16 protein-coding genes and 4 pseudogenes are annotated in these 16,166 nt (G+C 46.4%); 16 read left to right on the plus strand and 4 right to left on the minus strand.

From position 1 onward, the window contains the following. The first annotated feature begins 275 nt into the window (after positions 1-275). The 8 genes and pseudogenes from JCM10519_RS20345 (at position 276) to atpC (ending at position 6,565) form a co-directional block, all read left to right on the plus strand. A pseudogene (locus JCM10519_RS20345) lies at positions 276-970 on the plus strand (F0F1 ATP synthase subunit A). Positions 971-993: 23 nt separating this feature from the next. Beyond that, complete coding sequence (gene atpE, locus JCM10519_RS20350; RefSeq protein ID WP_174715246.1) at positions 994-1,218, plus strand: ATP synthase F0 subunit C; 225 nt, start codon at positions 994-996, stop codon at positions 1,216-1,218. A 55-nt stretch (positions 1,219-1,273) separates the two neighbouring features. Continuing rightward, positions 1,274-1,774, plus strand: a complete 501-nt coding sequence (gene atpF / locus JCM10519_RS20355) for a F0F1 ATP synthase subunit B (RefSeq protein ID WP_054741442.1) — start codon at positions 1,274-1,276, stop codon at positions 1,772-1,774. Next, positions 1,755-2,120: a F0F1 ATP synthase subunit delta gene (locus tag JCM10519_RS20360; RefSeq protein WP_347844958.1), complete on the plus strand. Its 366-nt coding sequence runs from the start codon at positions 1,755-1,757 to the stop codon at positions 2,118-2,120. The genes atpF and JCM10519_RS20360 overlap by 20 nt, the downstream gene beginning before the upstream one ends. Positions 2,121-2,136: 16 nt before the next feature. After that, a pseudogene (gene atpA / locus JCM10519_RS20365) lies at positions 2,137-3,774 on the plus strand (F0F1 ATP synthase subunit alpha); the annotation flags it as partial. A 3-nt stretch (positions 3,775-3,777) separates the two neighbouring features. After that, positions 3,778-4,674, plus strand: a complete 897-nt coding sequence (gene atpG / locus JCM10519_RS20370; RefSeq protein WP_054741444.1) for an ATP synthase F1 subunit gamma — start codon at positions 3,778-3,780, stop codon at positions 4,672-4,674. Positions 4,675-4,737: 63 nt separating this feature from the next. Further along, positions 4,738-6,132: a F0F1 ATP synthase subunit beta gene (gene atpD, locus JCM10519_RS20375; protein WP_054741446.1), complete on the plus strand. Its 1,395-nt coding sequence runs from the start codon at positions 4,738-4,740 to the stop codon at positions 6,130-6,132. A gap of 16 nt (positions 6,133-6,148) precedes the next feature. After that, positions 6,149-6,565: an ATP synthase F1 subunit epsilon gene (atpC, locus tag JCM10519_RS20380; RefSeq protein ID WP_054741467.1), complete on the plus strand. Its 417-nt coding sequence runs from the start codon at positions 6,149-6,151 to the stop codon at positions 6,563-6,565. Between the two features lie 65 nt (positions 6,566-6,630). On the opposite strand, the gene JCM10519_RS20385 is transcribed toward atpC, so the two are convergent. After that, a complete protein-coding gene (locus JCM10519_RS20385) occupies positions 6,631-7,437 on the minus strand; it encodes a ZIP family metal transporter (protein WP_054741448.1) in 807 nt (268 codons plus the stop codon). A 217-nt stretch (positions 7,438-7,654) separates the two neighbouring features. Between JCM10519_RS20385 and JCM10519_RS32485 the strand changes: the two genes are divergently transcribed. The 4 genes and pseudogenes from JCM10519_RS32485 (at position 7,655) to JCM10519_RS20395 (ending at position 10,558) form a co-directional block, all read left to right on the plus strand. After that, positions 7,655-7,918 (plus strand): hypothetical protein, encoded by a 264-nt coding sequence (locus JCM10519_RS32485; RefSeq protein ID WP_347844959.1) that lies wholly within the window; start codon positions 7,655-7,657, stop codon positions 7,916-7,918. Continuing rightward, the gene (locus tag JCM10519_RS32490) at positions 7,903-8,391 is read left to right on the plus strand and encodes a peptidoglycan-binding protein (RefSeq protein ID WP_347844960.1); all 489 of its coding nucleotides are present in this window, start codon (positions 7,903-7,905) and stop codon (positions 8,389-8,391) included. The genes JCM10519_RS32485 and JCM10519_RS32490 overlap by 16 nt, the downstream gene beginning before the upstream one ends. Continuing rightward, positions 8,345-9,181 carry a peptidoglycan-binding protein gene (locus JCM10519_RS32495; RefSeq protein WP_347844961.1) on the plus strand — a complete coding sequence of 279 codons (837 nt, stop codon included), beginning with the start codon at positions 8,345-8,347 and terminating at the stop codon, positions 9,179-9,181. The genes JCM10519_RS32490 and JCM10519_RS32495 overlap by 47 nt, the downstream gene beginning before the upstream one ends. A 49-nt stretch (positions 9,182-9,230) precedes the next feature. Continuing rightward, a pseudogene (locus tag JCM10519_RS20395) lies at positions 9,231-10,558 on the plus strand (MATE family efflux transporter). On the opposite strand, the gene JCM10519_RS20400 reads toward JCM10519_RS20395, so the two are convergent. The 3 genes and pseudogenes from JCM10519_RS20400 to JCM10519_RS20405 all read right to left on the minus strand — a co-directional run bounded on the left by JCM10519_RS20400 (position 10,548) and on the right by JCM10519_RS20405 (position 13,517). Then, the gene (locus tag JCM10519_RS20400; protein WP_347844962.1) at positions 10,548-12,044 is read right to left on the minus strand and encodes a HAMP domain-containing sensor histidine kinase; all 1,497 of its coding nucleotides are present in this window, start codon (positions 12,042-12,044) and stop codon (positions 10,548-10,550) included. The pseudogene JCM10519_RS20395 and the gene JCM10519_RS20400 overlap by 11 nt on opposite strands. Continuing rightward, complete coding sequence (locus JCM10519_RS32500) at positions 11,957-12,814, minus strand: hypothetical protein (RefSeq protein ID WP_347844963.1); 858 nt, start codon at positions 12,812-12,814, stop codon at positions 11,957-11,959. The genes JCM10519_RS20400 and JCM10519_RS32500 overlap by 88 nt, the downstream gene beginning before the upstream one ends. Before the next feature lie 8 nt (positions 12,815-12,822). Beyond that, a pseudogene (locus JCM10519_RS20405) lies at positions 12,823-13,517 on the minus strand (response regulator transcription factor). A 455-nt stretch (positions 13,518-13,972) separates the two neighbouring features. Between JCM10519_RS20405 and JCM10519_RS20415 the strand changes: the two are divergent. From JCM10519_RS20415 to JCM10519_RS20435, 4 genes are all read left to right on the plus strand, one after another. Further along, a complete protein-coding gene (locus JCM10519_RS20415; RefSeq protein ID WP_054741452.1) occupies positions 13,973-14,164 on the plus strand; it encodes a hypothetical protein in 192 nt (63 codons plus the stop codon). A 56-nt stretch (positions 14,165-14,220) separates the two neighbouring features. Continuing rightward, positions 14,221-14,577: a hypothetical protein gene (locus JCM10519_RS20420; protein WP_347844972.1), complete on the plus strand. Its 357-nt coding sequence runs from the start codon at positions 14,221-14,223 to the stop codon at positions 14,575-14,577. Positions 14,578-14,871: 294 nt separating this feature from the next. Continuing rightward, complete coding sequence (locus JCM10519_RS20430; protein WP_054741457.1) at positions 14,872-15,150, plus strand: hypothetical protein; 279 nt, start codon at positions 14,872-14,874, stop codon at positions 15,148-15,150. A 300-nt stretch (positions 15,151-15,450) separates the two neighbouring features. Next, positions 15,451-16,166 (plus strand): LysM peptidoglycan-binding domain-containing protein (locus JCM10519_RS20435; protein ID WP_347844964.1); only part of this gene is annotated, 716 nt, incomplete at its 3' end.

Consider the following 16,166-nt stretch of genomic DNA (forward strand, 5'->3'; position numbering starts at 1 on the left):
AACCTAGAAAAATTCGCTAAAAAATAAAGTTCTTTGGGATCTGAACATATTTTGGGTTAAAAAAATTAATAATAATTTTAGAATTTCAGACGAAAAATTGTTTCAAATGTTCAAACAATTAACGGCATTAATAAGATGTTATGAAATTCGCAAAAAGTTGACAATTTCCGCAGATGAAAGTATGATACACGTTAGACCTCTGCAACATTGTATATTTAGGAGTACAATCTGTAAATCTGGTAATATATAAAGGGGAAGACAGTTTAAGAAAGGAAGTGAGCATTACGGAGGATTTGGCAGAGAAGTTATTAGAGGAACTGAACTGCGAAACGGTGTTTACCATTCCCATATTCGGAGGCATTCCCATTGCTGAATCAGTAGTGGTGACATGGATTATCATGGCAGCACTGACACTCCTTTCCATCATTCTGGTGAGAAATCTTAAGGTTGAGAATCCTGGAAAGAAGCAGCTGGCGCTTGAAATGACAATCGGTGGAATTTACAATTTTTTTGAAGATTTAGTGGGGGAAGAAGGGAAGAGGTATATTCCTTATCTCATGTCAGTGGGAATTTATCTCGGAGTGGCTAATTTGATTGGCCTGGCAGGCTTCAAGCCGCTACCAAGGATTTAAATACCACTGCAGCACTTGCTGTCATGAGCATACTTCTGATAGAATATTCAGGCCTTCACAAAAAAGGGGTAAAAGGTTTTATAAAAGGCTTTGCAGAGCCGTCACCTATCATAGCCCCTATTAACGTCCTGGAATTATTTATTAAACCGCTTTCTTTGTGCATGCGGCTTTTTGGTAATATCCTGGCGTCATTTGTAGTTATGGAATTGCTTAAGCAGTTTGCAGCACTCCTTGTACCAATTCCGTTCAGTTTTTATTTTGATATTTTTGACGGATTGATTCAGGCATATGTATTTGTATTTTTGACTGCCCTTTTCATTAAGGAATCGGTAGAGTAAACAATAGTAAATTAAAAGGAGAGATTATTATGTTAATAGCAATTGGAGCAGGAATCGCAGTATTCACAGGTATTGGAGCAGGAATCGGAATTGGAATAGCAACCTCTAAAGCAGTGGATTCCATTGCAAGACAGCCGGAAGCTGAAAGCAAGATCAGCAAGGCCCTTCTGTTAGGCTGTGCGCTTGCAGAGGCAACTGCCATCTATGGTTTCGTTATAGCCCTTCTCATCATTTTATTCCTTAAATAATTAACAAGGTCAGGATTAAGGTGAAAAAAATTGAAAAGAAAGGCAGGCGGTACAGATGCTTAGACTGGATATGAACTTTGTGTGGACTATCGTGAATCTCATCGTCCTGTATTTTCTGCTTCGGCATTTCCTCATAGGGCCGGTTATGAATGTGATGAATAAGCGGCGGGAAATGATTGAGCAGAGCATTTCGGATGCCAGGAATAAGGAAGTTCAGGCAGCGGATATTAAAAAGCAGTATGAAGAAAAGCTGGCTGCCTCTTCGGCTGAGGGATCAAAGCTTATTGAAGAAGCGAGAAACCAGGCAAAGGCCCAGTATGACCGGATTTTAAAGGAAGCTGGGGAAGATGCAGGCCGTCTGATGGCCGAAGCCAGGAAACAAGCTGAGGCTGATCAGGAAAAGGCGATGCGTGAGGCCAAGGCGCAGCTTGCGGGCATAGTTATCGCAGCAGCGGCCAAGGTGGTTAATCAGGAGGTGAGCGCCAGGGCAAATCAGGCGCTTTACGATACATTTATAGCAGAAGCAGGTGATTTTCATGATGCAGGCAGCAATTAATTACGGGCAGGTGCTTTATGAGCTTTCTGTTCCTGAAACGGCCATTGAGGAAACGGCTCTGGCACTAAAGACTGTGCCGGAGCTTAAGCGTGCTCTTAACAGCCCTGTGGTTGCAAGGAGCAGCAAGCACCGGATTATTGACCGTGTTTTTCCTGCTGAGATCAGAACCTTTTTAAAGGTTTTGGTGGATCGACGGGATATAGATCTTGCATATGATATTTTTCATGCATGGCGTACCTGCGTTTGCAGACAGGAAGGAATCCTGGAGGCTTCCCTTTTCTACGTGACAGAACCGGAGGAAGAACAGCTTAGCGAGATTAAAGCAATGCTGTGTAAAAAAATATGAAAAACATGATGTAAGGCTTCGCCTCATTCAGGACCCCGGTTTGATCGGCGGATTTATTATCCGCGTCGGTGATATGGAGACTGACTGGAGCTTAAAGGGACGCCTTAGAGAATTGGAACAAAAAAATAATGCGGAGGTGAAAAACGTGGCTTCCATCAATTCAGATGAAATTATTTCTATATTGAGAAGTGAGATTGAAGATTATGACGCTCATGCCAGGGACCAGGAAGTTGGAACTGTTATAAGCGTTGGCGACGGCATTGCAACGGTTTATGGAATCGACCGTGCGATGTACGGCGAAATCGTTATTTTTGATAGTGGAATCAAGGGCATGGTACAGGACATCAGAAAAGAAGATATCGGATGCATCCTGTTCGGTTCCGACCGGGACATTAGGGAAGGCTGTAAGGTAACAAGAACGAAAAAGCGTGCCGGGATCCCGGTAGGTGAGAAGTTTGTGGGAAGAGTAGTCAATGCTCTTGGTGCTCCCATTGACGGGAAGGGAGAAATCATCTCTGACGATTACCGTCCCATTGAACATGAAGCACCAGGCATTATTGACCGTAAGAGCGTGTCTGTTCCAATGGAAACAGGTATTCTTGCCATTGACTCCATGTTCCCCATCGGACGGGGGCAAAGAGAGCTGATCATCGGCGACCGACAGACTGGTAAGACTTCCATTGCCATTGATGCCATCTTAAACCAGAAGGGAAAAGGCGTAATCTGTGTTTATGTTGCGGTTGGACAGAAGGCATCAACCGTTGCAAAGCTGGTGAATACCCTGACACATTACGGCGCTATGGAATATACCATTGTGGTATCTTCTTCGGCCAGTGAACCGGCGCCTTTACAGTATATCGCACCTTATTCCGGTACTGCTCTTGCAGAGTATTTCATGTACCAGGGAAAAGATGTGCTGATCGTTTATGATGATCTGTCAAAGCATGCGGTGGCTTACCGTTCCCTGTCTCTGCTTTTAGAGCGTTCTCCTGGCCGTGAGGCTTATCCAGGCGACGTATTTTATCTCCATTCCAGGCTTTTGGAGCGCTCCAGCCGGCTGAATGAGGAAGCAGGAGGCGGTTCCATTACCGCACTGCCGATCATTGAAACCCAGGCCGGAGATGTATCGGCTTACATTCCCACCAATGTTATTTCCATTACTGACGGACAGATATTCCTGGAAAGCGACCTCTTTTTCTCCGGTATGAGACCGGCAGTAAACGTAGGCCTTTCCGTATCCCGAGTTGGTGGAGCGGCTCAGACCAAGGCCATGAAAAAGTCTGCCGGAAGCATCCGTATCGACCTGGCACAGTGCCGGGAGATGGAGGTGTTTACCCAGTTCAGTTCAGATCTGGATCCGGCTACCAAGGAGCAGATCCAGTATGGAAAGGGACTTACGGAGCTGTTAAAACAGCCCTTATGCCATCCTTTAAGCCTTCATGCCCAGGTAATCAGCCTGATCGTGGCCAATAACCGTCTGCTTTTGGATGTAGAAGTTTCAAAGATCAAAGAGTTTCAGAGAGAATTGCTGGCTTTCTTTGATGAACGCTATCCGGAAATCGGAAAGGAAATTGAAGAGAGCAAGGCGCTGTCTGACGAGCTGAAGCAAAGAATTCTTGATGTGACAGCCGAATTTAAACAGAAACGGGTGTAGGATATGGCAAATGCGAGAGAGATACAAAGCAGGATGAACAGCATCAAAAGTACCATGAAGATAACCAATGCGATGTATACCATTTCCTCGTCAAAGCTGAAAAGGGCAAGGAAAGCCCTGACTGATACGGAGCCTTACTTTTATGCGCTGCAAAGGACCATTGCCAGAATCATAAGGCATACGCCCGATATTGACGACCCGTATCTGGATACCAGGCCGCATATTAAGAAAGAAGACCGTAAGATCGGATACATTGTGGTAACGGCTGACAAGGGTCTGGCCGGTTCATATAATCATAACATTTTTAAACTGGCTCAGGATCAGATTGACAAGGGCGGAAATCCCATGCTGTTCGTAGTGGGTGATCTGGGGCAGCAGTATTTTATGAAAAAGGGAATACCGGTGGAGCAGGATTTCCGGTATACCGTTCAAAAGCCAAATATGAGCCGGGCCAGAATCATTGAGGAAAAGATCGTGGATTACTTCCTGTCAGGAAAGCTGGATGAGGTATATATGATCTACACCAGGATGGTGAATGCCATGAAAATGGAGGCTGAGATCGAACAGCTTCTTCCCATTCCAAAGCGCCAGTTAAGCCAGAGCGTTCCCATTAACGTGCATTTGGAAGAAATCACTATGAAGCCATCTCCACAGGCTGTGATCGATTCCATTGTGCCCAATTACATTGCTGGTTTTATCTATGGAGGTCTGGTGGAATCCTATTCCAGCGAACAGAATTCCAGAATGATGGCGATGCAGGCCGCAACAAACAGTGCCCAGGAGATGCTTGACGAACTGGCGATTACCTATAACAGGGTCCGTCAGGCGGCCATTACCCAGGAGATTACTGAGGTAATCAGCGGTGCTAAGGCCCAAAAGAAAAAAAGGAAGAAAGCGTAGTATCATCGGATGTTCCGTTTGACTTTAGAGAGGAGGAGTCCTCACGACTGTGAGTAACAGAATATGAATATAGGAAAGATCGTTCAGGTCCTTGGACCTGTAGTAGACGTTGAGTTTTTGGAGGGCAGCGACCTTCCCCGCATTAAGGACGCCCTTGAGGTGAATAATGAAGGGAAACGCTGCGTAATGGAAGTTGCACAGCATATGGGAAACAGCACAGTCCGCTGCATTATGCTGGCTTCCAGTGAAGGGCTGTATAAGGGCATGGAGGTAACCGCTACCGGGGAAGGCATTAAGGTTCCGGTAGGTGAGCAGACTCTTGGACGCCTTTTTAACGTACTTGGAGAGACCATTGACAATGGTGGTGCCTTAAAGGGCGGTTCGGAATGGGTCATTCACAGAGATCCTCCGGCCTTTGAGGAGCAAAGCCCTGTGGCAGAGATCCTGGAAACGGGAATCAAGGTCATTGATCTTCTGGCCCCTTATGCAAAAGGCGGAAAGATCGGTCTGTTCGGCGGTGCCGGTGTTGGTAAGACGGTTCTGATTCAGGAGCTGATCCACAACATCGCCACGGAGCATGGCGGATATTCTATTTTTACCGGTGTTGGAGAGCGTTCCCGTGAGGGAAATGATCTTTGGACCGAGATGGGAGAGTCCGGCGTTATTTCAAAAACTGCCCTGGTATTCGGCCAGATGAATGAGCCGCCGGGAGCACGTATGCGTGTAGCTGAAACAGGACTTACCATGGCGGAATACTTCCGTGATGAAGAGCATAAGAATGTACTTTTATTTATTGATAATATTTTCCGGTTTACCCAGGCTGGTTCTGAGGTTTCCGCCCTTCTTGGACGTATGCCGTCGGCGGTTGGATACCAGCCTACCCTGGCTACGGAAATGGGCGAGCTTCAGGAGAGGATCACTTCCACGAAAAATGGTTCCGTTACTTCTGTTCAGGCGGTTTACGTGCCGGCCGATGACTTAACGGACCCAGCTCCGGCAACTACCTTTGCCCATTTGGATGCCACTACGGTTTTATCCAGAAAGATCGTGGAACAGGGAATTTATCCTGCGGTTGACCCTCTTGCATCAAACTCCCGAATCCTGGAACCGGATGTGGTTGGAGAAGAGCATTATGAGGTAGCCCGTAAGGTACAGGAATTACTTCAGAAATATAAGGAACTTCAGGATATTATCGCTATCCTGGGTATGGAAGAGCTGGGAGATGACGATAAGACTACGGTTTACCGTGCAAGAAAGATCCAGAAATTCTTATCCCAGCCTTTCTCTGTAGCTGAGAACTTTACCGGTGTTGCAGGTAAATATGTTCCTCTTAAGGAAACAGTCCGGGGCTTTAAGGCAATTGTGAGCGGAGAGATGGATCAGTATCCGGAGGCTGCATTCTTTAATGTGGGAACTATTGATGAGGTAATTGAAAAGGCCAGGATATTAGAGGCTTAGCTTGGAGGTGCTGCCTGTGAGTAAAAATACATTTTTCCTTCAGGTCCTTGCCAGTGATAAGGTGTTTTACAAAGGCTCATGCCAGGAGCTTATCATTCCTCTTGCAGATGGAGAAAAGGCAATTCTTCCCCACCATGAGGATATGGTCATTGCAGTATCCATAGGGGAAATGCGTCTGTTGAATGAAAAGGATCAATGGGTTCAGGCTGTTGTTGGTAATGGCTTCATCCAGATCGTCAACAACCGTGTGACGCTCCTTGTTGATACTGCTGAGCAGCCGGAGGATATCGACGAACGCCGCGCAGAGGAAGCCAGGGAAAGGGCTGCCGAACAGTTAAGGCAGAGTAAAAGCCTTCAGGAGCATTCTCATTTTGAGGCTTCTTTAGCCAGATCCATGGCCAGGCTGCGTACAAAACACAAATATGGGCTTTGACAGGAAATGATGATAAAAAAAGGATATCCGGGAGGCAGAAAACTGCCTCCCGGATATCCTTTTTCTTATCCCAAAGCCACGTCTAAAATCATCATGATCAAAAATCCAAACATAACCCCAAGGGTTCCTACGTTGGAATGTTCTCCTAAATGAGCCTCAGGAATCAGCTCTTCCACCACCACGTACATCATGGCGCCGGCCGCAAAGGACAGAAGCCATGGCATCAGCGGCTGGATGCTGCCTGCCACGATTACGGTCAGGATACCGAATATAGGCTCCACGATCCCGGATAAGCTGCCTCGCAAAAATGCCTTTCCAGTAGAAAGCCCTTCCTGCCTTAAGGGCAGGGAAATGGCAGCGCCTTCCGGGAAGTTCTGGATTCCGATGCCGATAGCAAGAGCCACGGCAGCAGTATAAAGGGACGGATCGCTTCCATGCTGGGCAGCCAGGGCGAAAGCCAGTCCAACGGCCATGCCTTCCGGAATGTTATGAAGTGTCACAGCCATGACTAACAGGGTAGTCCGCTTCCAGGTGGAAGAGAGTCCTTCCGCCTCATTGTTTCTGCTTCCATTCATGTCTGGATGAAGGTGAGGGAGAAGGGTGTCTAGCAGTATAAGAAAAAGTACTCCCAGGACAAATCCTCCGGCAGCGGGTATCCAGCCTGGAGTCCCGCTTGCTTCGGCTTCCTCGATGGCCGGAATGAGAAGCGACCATACTGAGGCCGCGATCATAACACCGGCAGCAAAGCCGAGGAAGATCCTCTGAACAGACTGGTTTACGTCCTTCCGGAAAAAGAATACGACCGAAGCTCCCAGAGTAGTCATAAGAAATGTAAAGCCGGTACCGCCGGCAGCCCACAAAACAGGCATCATATTAAGCCCTCCTTTTCTGTTAAAAAAAACAGCGGTTTTGACTGTATTTTCACTGCTTTAACTATATCATAACCTCTGTTTGGACGCAATGAGATAAATTCCCTTTCCATTTCCGACAGATTTATGCTAAAATAGACCTGATTTTACATATGAAATACTTCGGGTATCCCTTTATGCCCAAAAAGCATGGGCAACAAATAGGAAAGGAATTTGGTTTATGAATATAAAAATAAGATGGAAAAGGCGTTCTGCCTATTCTGTGTTTTTGGCAGCAGCAGCGGTTTCCTTGTTGGCAGGATGCAGTAAAACAGAAACCGTCACCGAACTTGGAAAGGATGCCACGCCATCCATTGCCATATTGACAGAAAATGAACTGCAGCCTGTTGGTGCACTTACTCCCGGGGGAGATCTGATGCCAAGCTTCTTAAGGTGCCGGAACAAAAAGAAAATCCCATCCCTGAGTATTTGCGGAACGGGGTAGAGCATCCGGTGGTTGCCAGCCTTCAGGAGCGTTTGATGAATTTGGGCTTTATGGATAATGATGAGCCCACCCAGTACTTTGGAAATGTGACTGAGGCTGCTGTTAAGGTCTTCCAGCGCCAGAACAGCCTGGCTCAGGATGGAATTGTAGGGCCAGAGACCCTGACAGCCATTATGACGCCGGACGCCAAATATTACGCCGTGTCAAAGGGAGTGGAGGGCGACGACATATCACGGATCCAGAGCCGTCTTTATGAACTGGGGTATCTTGCCAGTGCGGGCCAGGTATCCGGCTCTTTTGGAGATGAAACGGAGGCCGCGGTCATGAAGCTTCAGGAGGTCAACGGCTTAAACACAGATGGTAAAGTAGGACGTCAGACCATAAATCTTCTCTACAGTGAAGAGATCAAGCCCAACTTCCTGTCATATGGAGAAAAAAAGCGATGTAGTTTTAACCAGCCAGCAGCGTCTTAAGGAACTGGGGTATTTAACAACTACTCCGGATGGGGCTTATGGCGATGATACGGTGACAGCGGTAAAACAGTTCCAGTCCCGGAATGACCTGGTTGTGGATGGGTATTTAGGACCTTCCACCCGGATCACCTTGATGAGCGCAGGGGCACAGCCAAACGGCCTGACCCTGGGAGAGCAGGGAGAATCGGTTACCAGGATCCAGCAGCTGTTAAATAAATACGGATACCTGTCTTCCGCAAATGTTACAGGATATTACGGTGAGTTGACAGAAAAGGCGGTTAAGGCGTTCCAGAGTAACAACGGACTGAAAGCGGATGGTTCTGTGGGACAGCTTACCATGAGTAAACTGACTGGGAGCGGCATAAAATCCGCAGGCTCTTCCGGATCTTCGGGCGGTTCCTCCAAAGGCGGTACGGTTAAGGGCGGTTCCGGTGTAAGCGGTCTGCTTTCCATTGCCAGATCCAAGGTGGGACGTCCTTATGTATGGGGAGCTAAGGGCTCGGAGTCCTTTGACTGTTCGGGATTCGTCTACTGGTCTCTCAATCAGGCCGGCGTCAGACAGAGCTATCTGACCTCTTCCGGTTGGAGAAATGTAGGTAAATATACGAAAATCACCAGCTTTGGAAACCTGAAGGCAGGCGATATCATCGTGGTAAGCGGCCATGTGGGAATTGTAGCCGGAGGCGGAAGCGTCATTGATGCTTCCTCCAGTAACGGACGGGTAGTAGAACGTTCCTTAAGCTCCTGGTGGAAGAACAACTTTATCTGCGGCTGGCGTATATTTGGATAGGAATGGTTCAAAATAATGAGTATGAAAACACAGAAAAAAAGCAATTAATATGGTAACAGATTCACCGGGAAGGGCCCTTTTGCTCTTTGCCCTTCCCCTGATTCTTGGGAATTTATTTCAGCAGTTTTATAACATCATAGACTCTGTGGTGGTTGGACGGTTTGTGGGGGAAGAGGCCCTGGCATCGGTAGGTGCCTCCTATTCCATCACAAACGTGTTTATTGCCATCGCGGTAGGCGGCGGAATCGGCAGTTCTGTAGTGGTGTCCCAGTTTTTAGGGGCAAAACAGACCGGAAATATGAAAACCGCCATATCCACCACTCTTATTAATTTCCTATCCATAGGAGTGATACTGGGCGGTCTGGGACTTCTTTTCAATAACCGGATTTTAAGCTTCATGAACACCCCGGAGAATGTATTTTATGATGCCTCGGTGTACCTGGGGATTTATTTTATAGGGCTGCCCTTCCTATTCATGTATAATGTGCAGGCATCTGTTTTTCAGGCTCTGGGAGATTCAAAGACTCCCTTATATCTGCTGGTCTTTTCCTCTCTTTTAAATGTAGTACTGGATCTGTTGTTCGTGACCCAGTTTTTCATGGGGGTAGCAGGTGTGGCGATTGCCACTTTAATAGCCCAGGGGCTTTCTGCTGTCATGTCTTTTCTCATTTTGATAAATCGGTTAAAGGGGTATGAGACAACAGAGCCGTTTCGGCTTTATGACTGGAACATGATGCTCCATATGATGCGGGTCGCCATTCCCTCCACCCTTCAGCAGTCCATCGTCCACATCGGAATGCTTCTGGTGCAGTCTGTAGTCAATGTATTTGGCTCTGCAGTCATGGCGGGCTTTGCAGCAGGAACCAGGATTGAATCCATCTGTATTGTGCCCATGCTTGCCCTGGGCAATGCCATGTCCACCTACACGGCACAGAACATAGGTGCAGGAAGGACAGACCGGGTAAAAACAGGCTACCGTTACTGCTATCTGATGGCAGGGGTTTTTGCAGTTGTCATATGCGTTATTATGGAAACTTGGGGAGATTGGTTTATACGAAGCTTTTTAAATGAAGGCAGTGCGGAAACTGCATTTCAGACAGGCATGGATTATATCCGGTTTATTTCATTCTTTTATATCTTCATTGGCTGCAAGGCGACCACAGACGGGCTTTTGCGCGGCGCAGGAGATGTGGTGGTATTTACTGTCGCCAATCTGGTGAATCTGGCGATCCGGGTGTCGGTAGCGGCTGTGTTCGCTCCCATTATTGGCGTCCAGGCCGTTTGGTTTGCAGTTCCAATGGCTGGACGGCCAATTATATCATATCATTCCTTCGATATCTGACGGGAAAATGGGAGCGGATACGGCTTATTTCTTGACAGGGAAGGCCACGCCTGCTTTAAATAGATCTCCGTCAATGTAGAGCCTTAATTCCCCGCCCTGAAGCTCGGCCAGGCTTTTAGCGATGGAGATCCCCAGTCCGCTTCCTTCCGTGGTCCGTGCAACATCCCCCCGGACAAAGCGCTCGGTCAGCTCGTTCGCGTGAATGTTTAACGGGTTTTGGGATATATTCTTCATGGTAAAAACCGCCATATCCCCTTCTACTGTAACCTCTACGTATACCCGGCTGTGTTCCATGGCATATTTGAACGCATTGTTATAAAGATTTTCAAGCACTCTCCACAGATACCGGCCGTCCGCCTCGATCAGGATGGTTTCGGCCGGAAGGGTGGAAACCAGTTCCAGGTGACGGAGGGCAAACTTTTCTTCAAATTCTCCGTTGGTCTGATGGATGAGCTGTACAAAGTCAATGCTGGTGATCTCCAGCTTTAAATTTCCGGAGCTTGCCTTTGAGGCCTCCACCAGATCTTCTGTCAAAGTCTTTAGCCGCTGGGACTTCTGTTCCAGAACTTCTAAGTATCCCTGAATCTTTGGATCCTGAATCTTTTCCCTTTTTATAAGGTCCACATAATTTATGATGGATGTAAGGGGAGTCTTAATATCATGGGACACATTGGTGATTAAGTCCGCTTTTAAGCGCTCACTCCGTACCTTTTCCTGGAGTGCGGTTTCAAGTCCGGTGCTGATGTGATTGATGTTCTCAGCCAGTTCCCGTTCTTTTCCGTTAAATGTCAGGGTATCGATCTTATAAGTGGTGTCTCCTCTGGAAATGTTAAAGAGGGCTTCATTGATCTGGTCCGTTTCCCATGCATTTTTGTACATCTGATGAAATACCCAGTAATCCATACAGAAAAGCAGCAGAGCAACCGAACCCATAAGGAACCGGGATGCTAAGCTGTTATAGGTAAATAAAAGGAAGGCAGAAGCCATTGTCATGGCAATGTTAAAAATCAGGAACATGGCATAAGAAAGCATGATCCGCGTGGTAAAACGGCGATTTTTAAAATACAGGGACAAGTTTTTAAGTCCCCGGTGCATAAGGCTTCCGGTCCAGAGGTTTCCTGCTTTATAACGTTTTAAAAGGCTTAAGGCGGCGGACAGTCCGGCTGCGTAATAAATGAGGACACGAAGGGCCAGCTCTCCGTAATTCCATTGGTCAACGGCAAAGAAGAGGTGGATGATCTTATAGGCCAGCCGGTTTGCAAGAAACAAGGTGAGGAGGGCAGCAGCGCAATGCAGGAGCAGACAGCTTTCTGCAGGAAGCCGGTCAATTCGTTTTAAGGGGCTGCGGTCTTGTTCCGTGTCCGGCTGCCCGGTCAGGCTTATCAGGGCGTACAGGGTCGCCATGCAGCCTAAGATTCCCAGGCACAGGCTGATCATTCCGACAATGAATAACAGACGCATACGGTCGTAGGAAGCGGAAGCCCGGGCGTAAGCATCGCCATAGGGGTAGGAAGTGTCCACGCTACTGTCATATGATAATTGCCGTTGTTATAGGGGTTCATCTTTTCTAACTGGGAAGAAACATTCTTGGGGACTGTTGTTAAGTTGGAATCCACGTAAAGCGCTTCTCCTGTTACGTAAAGGTATCTTCCCATGGCCTTAAAGTCATTGATGCCTTTACCGGAAACGTTGTTGTATAACTTATAATCCTCCTCAGTATTCTGATAGAGTACTTCAAACTTTAAATTGCTGGGGTTCTGGATGAAGCGGTAATAAAAAGAGTAGTAGTTGCCCAAATGGGTCAGTACCTCATAGGCCACCTGGTCCATGGTGAGAAATGCTTCTCCAGGCTCCGTTATCTTAAAATCCGGTTCATAGGCCCGGTAATCCACACGTACATACGAATCCGTGTCATCCGCAGCCGGCTGTCCTCCGCTCACCTTAAATTGCTCATTGAGATAATAGCCAAGGGATTTGGCCCTGCGCATCATCTCATCCACCGTATATTCCCTTGTGGTTCCAGGGCCTTCCATGACTCGGACAATGGGTTTTGAATAGTCAAGCTTTCCGTTGGTCTCAAATATTTCCTTATATTTTACATAATTAAAAATATCATCGATATCAGATTTTAGCTGACGGGTGAATTCAGGCGTGTCCTCATAGGTTTCATGGGTGACCCAGCGGATCCCCTCTCCGTAGTGGGAATTGCTGTACATAATGGATACGCCGATGACAACAAGAAGGGAGAAGAGCATATGCATAAGAGCTGCAAAATCTTTTCTTTTTTTCATAAACGCTCCTATTGTTTCTCGATCTTATAGCCTACACCCCATACCACTTTTAAATAGCGTGGCTCCCTGGGGTTGATTTCGATCTTTTCCCGGATATGCCGGATGTGTACTGCCACGGTGTTATCGGCACCGATGGCTTCTTCATTCCAGATCTGCTCGTAGATCTCGTCAATGGAAAATACTTTCCCCGCATTCTTTACCAGAAGCAGAAGGATGTTGTACTCAATGGGGGTCAGTTTGATCAGTTCCCCTTCAACAAAAACTTCCTTATTGTCGTCATTAATGGCCAGGCTCCGCATTTATATACTTGTCCGGCGGGCTGCTGGTTCATATTGCCAAGCTGGGTATAGCGGCGCAGCTGGGATTTTACCCTTGCTACCAGTTCCAGCGGATTAAAGGGTTTGGTGATATAATCGTCTGCCCCGATATTAAGTCCCAGGATCTTATCCGTATCTTCGGATTTGGCAGAAAGGATAATGATGGGGATGCTGCTTGTCTCACGGACCTTTAAAGTGGTCCGGATCCCGTCAAGACCCGGCATCATCACATCCAGAATCATTAAATCCACGTCCTGTCCTTCCAGAAGCTTTAGGGCATCGTAGCCGTCATAGGCCTTGATCACATGAAACCCTTCTCCTGTTAAATATATATCAATAGCTTCCACGATTTGTTTGTCATCATCACATACTAAAATATTCTGCATACGAAAACCTCCTTTTTCAATATTATACAACGAAGGCTGTAAAAAAAGCACATTACATTTTTATGACTTTTAAAAAAAATCCTTTATTTATATGTGTTTGAGGGCCGTTGTCTTATCATTTGACTGTATTATAATATGACTTCAGTTTATCCACTTTTCCATCCGCGTATCCCAAATGCGTGTCAGTGTCTAGGGCGGTTTTTATATCACCGTGACCTAAGAGATATTGCGCCTGCTTAATATCCGCTCCAGCCTTGTAAAGGCCGCTTGCATAGGATTGCCGGAAGATGAAGAGACAGATATTAAGTTTCAACCATTTTCCCGGAAGCAGGGAATGTTCTTACGTCCTTAAAGCTAATGCTCCGGAGCAGATCAGATTGTATACCATGCGGATAGCCAGCCTTGTCGGTTCTATCCTATCCTGCATCTGACATGCTATATTGGTGGAAAAGGCCATGTTACATGTTTCATATTATGTCACTTATGGGAATAGTTTGAAAACATGGATTGATAGTGTAGAAACAATGGAAGAACTGCGGGAGATCTTTTATGGAGCTGATATTCCTCTGGAGTACCAATCTGAGGTCCTGAAAACATATCCGGCGCAGATTGTTGCCATGGGCAAAGAGGAAGGGGTAATACGGTGAAGCAAACGTTTAAATATTTATTCCTCTGGTTGGTAGGAGGGTTTATTTACATAAGTATGGAGTTGGTATTCCGAGGCCGCTCACATTGGACCATGTTTCTTTTAGGCGGCCTCTGTTTTGTGTGCCTGGGTTTAATCAATGAATTAATTCCCTGGCAAATGCCCCTCTTAAAGCAGATGTTCATTGGTATGCTAATAATTACATATTTTGAGTTTATAACCGGTTGTGTAGTTAATATATGGCTGGGCTGGGGAATTTGGGATTACAGCAATATACCTGGCAATATCCTGGGACAGATTTGTCCCGTATTTTCATTTTTATGGTTTTGGATCAGCGGCGCTGGGATTATACTTGACGACTGGCTGCGTTACTGGTTATTTGGAGAAGATCGGCCACATTATACAATAATTTAAGAAAGAGTGAGGACTGCGAAAGTAAAAAATATATTATGTGCGATGGCAGGAGCAGTAGGTAACTTCATAATATCTTTGTTTGGGGGCTGGGATACCGGGATTGTGACAAAGGTAAAGACTATAGTGGAAATGCTTTTGGAGCCGGTGATGCTCACGCCGGATCAGGATGGCGTCCTGCAGTATCTGGAATTGGATGAGTAAAAGATAGGCGGCATTGCACTTATACACACCTTGTCTACGTGTCCCATATAATATAGTGTAGTACGGCATGAAAGGAGTCAAAGTATATGAGCAGTGATACTTTTAAATGTAGATGTAAATGTGTTAAGAAATGTGAACCCAAATGTGAATGCAGACCCAAACGTGAATGTGAATGCGAACACGAATGCGATTGTGAACATGGCAAGGACTGCGAATGGTTCAAAAAAAGCATTAAAAGAAGCTTACTGGAGAGGTTTTAAAGACGGCTGCAGAAAATGCAGACGGAAAGAAAATGAATGTAACGAATGTGAAAAGTATGAAGGATATGAAGAGTATGAAGGGTATGAAGAGTACGAAGAGTATGAAAGATAGTCTTTGATAAGAGCGGGCTTCGGTATTCCGGGCCCGCTATATTTATATCATGTTCTGATGGCGTTTTGACTGTATGATGCTTGGTTCTGACTGTTTTCAGGTGGGTAACAGGTGGTGAAGCCAAAAGTTTCTAAAACCTTAATTTTAACCCTTAAAATACAGATTTAAAGTGTTTGCTTATTTTTAATGAAAAAAAGCACATTGCGTTTTTCTAAAGAAACCTGAAATGGTGTCTGTTTCTGTCATGTTTCGGATTTTTTTCATCATATGCTTTACCAATTCTGGTAAAAGGATGCTTTTATGAAAATATATGTGGTAAAGCGGGGAGACAGCGTGGACACCATTGCCGAATCCCAGGGCATTCCGGTACAAAGCCTTATATTTGATAACCAGATTGGTTATCCATACCGCCTGGCTGTAGGCCAGGCACTTTATATCAGGGATGATAGCCCTTCGGAAGAAAGAACTCCTCTTTATGTGTTCGGTTATGCATACCCGATCATCAGTCCGGATAATCTGGAAAACACCCTTCCATTTCTGACTGATCTATATGTCTTCTCTTATGGATTTACCATGGAGGGTGATCTGGTTCCGCCCATGAGCCCGGATGACTGGATGATTGAAAGGGCCTGGCAGCTCGGAGTGCGTCCCATTTTGACCCTTACTCCTCTCGGTCCTGACGGGCATTTTAACAACAATCTGGTTTCTGCGGTTGTACATAATATGGAGGTTCAGCAGCGGCTGATCTGGAATCTGGGTCTTACGATGCTGGAAAAGGGGTTTGGAGGACTGGATTTTGACTTTGAATACATTATGGCAGATGACCGGGAGGCCTATGCGGACCTTGTAAGGCGGACCACCCAGATCATGAACCAGTTCGGCTATCAGGTTACGGTTGCCCTGGCCCCCAAGACATCGGCCACACAGGCAGGGCTTTTGTATGAGGGGGTTGATTATGCGCTTTTGGGCGAAGCGGCTAACCGGGTTTTTTTAATGACTTATGAGTGGGGATATAC

The organism is Clostridium sp. NkU-1, from assembly GCA_001312405.1.

Bases quoted from the DNA above. Each gene is read 5' to 3' on its own strand.
- atpF (WP_054741442.1), top strand. From the start codon at position 1,274: ATGCTTAGACTGGATATGAACTTTGTGTGGACTATCGTGAATCTCATC.
- JCM10519_RS20360 (WP_347844958.1), top strand. From the start codon at position 1,755: ATGATGCAGGCAGCAATTAATTACGGGCAGGTGCTTTATGAGCTTTCT.
- atpG (WP_054741444.1), top strand. From the start codon at position 3,778: ATGGCAAATGCGAGAGAGATACAAAGCAGGATGAACAGCATCAAAAGT.
- atpD (WP_054741446.1), top strand. From the start codon at position 4,738: ATGAATATAGGAAAGATCGTTCAGGTCCTTGGACCTGTAGTAGACGTT.
- JCM10519_RS20385 (WP_054741448.1), bottom strand. From the start codon at position 7,437: ATGATGCCTGTTTTGTGGGCTGCCGGCGGTACCGGCTTTACATTTCTT.
- JCM10519_RS32485 (WP_347844959.1), top strand. From the start codon at position 7,655: ATGAATATAAAAATAAGATGGAAAAGGCGTTCTGCCTATTCTGTGTTT.
- JCM10519_RS32495 (WP_347844961.1), top strand. From the start codon at position 8,345: ATGGAGAAAAAAAGCGATGTAGTTTTAACCAGCCAGCAGCGTCTTAAG.
- JCM10519_RS32500 (WP_347844963.1), bottom strand. From the start codon at position 12,814: ATGAAAAAAAGAAAAGATTTTGCAGCTCTTATGCATATGCTCTTCTCC.
- JCM10519_RS20415 (WP_054741452.1), top strand. From the start codon at position 13,973: ATGTTACATGTTTCATATTATGTCACTTATGGGAATAGTTTGAAAACA.
- JCM10519_RS20420 (WP_347844972.1), top strand. From the start codon at position 14,221: ATGGAGTTGGTATTCCGAGGCCGCTCACATTGGACCATGTTTCTTTTA.